Below are 1,054 nucleotides of genomic sequence, written 5' to 3'. Positions count from 1 at the left end.
CCCAGTGCTTCGATAAAATCTCGCACGACCAGCTATTGGACAAGCTCAATACATTTCCGACCCTACGCCGTCAAATTCGAGCTTGGCTCAGGGCAGGCGTGCTCGATGGTAATCAGTTGTTCTCCACCTTTGAGGGGGTCCCTCAAGGCGGGCCAGTTTCGCCGCTGCTAGCGAATATCTGCCTCCACGGCATGGAGGAACATCTCCATCAAGCCTTTCCACGCAAGTCCATTTACATCGACGGCAAAGAGGTCAAAATTCCCGCGCCGACGCTGATCCGTTACGCCGATGATCTGGTGGTCTTACATCCCGATCTGACGGTGGTGCAATCAGCTCAATCAGCGCTCGCTGATTGGTTGGCGGCATTCGGCTTAGGGCTGAAACCGGAGAAAACCCGGATCGCCCATACGCTTGATGCCGATGAAGGGAAGGCCGGGTTCGATTTCCTCGGATTCCAGGTGCGGCAATACCCGGTCGGTAAACACCAAACGGGGCATTGTCGAGGCACACCGCTCGGCTTCAAAACACTCATCAAACCCGCTCAGGACAAGGTTAAACGCCACCGCCAAAAGCTGGCTCAGATCGTGCGATCCCATCGCGCGGCTCCCCAAGCCGCTCTGATCGCTCATCTCAACCCGGTCATTCGCGGCTGGTGTCGCTACTACTCCACTCAAGTGAGTAAACGCACCTTCTCCGCTCTTTCGGCAACCCTCTTCGCCAGCCTGCAAAGTTGGGCGCGCAGACGGCATCCGAAGAAGCACCGGCGATGGGTGAACCGCAAGTACTGGCAGGCCCTCGGCAACGCCCAATGGGTCTTTGCCGCACGCACGCAGCACGATGCCTGGATTCAGCTGGCAAATCATGCGGACACGCCCATCCGGCGCTTTACCAAAGTGCAGGGAACTCGTAGTCCCTATGATGGCGATTGGCTCTACTGGGCCGCCAGGCGCGGGCAATCCCCGCTCATCCCGGCCCGAGTCGCTCAATTGCTGAAGCGCCAGAAGGGACGTTGTAACGCTTGCAACTTGGTCTTCAAGACCGATGATGTCATTGA

The 1,054-nt window shown here is 57.8% G+C and carries 1 protein-coding gene; it reads left to right on the top strand.

Annotated elements, in window-relative coordinates; all coding sequences use genetic code 11:
* On the top strand, positions 1–1,054 hold a 1,054-nt coding region (locus tag JUK32_RS12320; protein ID WP_255538231.1), incomplete at both ends, for a reverse transcriptase domain-containing protein.

It is taken from the genome of Halomicronema sp. CCY15110 (assembly GCF_016888165.1).
GTDB lineage: Bacteria > Cyanobacteriota > Cyanobacteriia > Phormidesmidales > Phormidesmidaceae > Halomicronema.
Note: the sequence above shows the minus strand (reverse complement) of the source record. Positions and strands in the feature narration are given on the sequence as shown.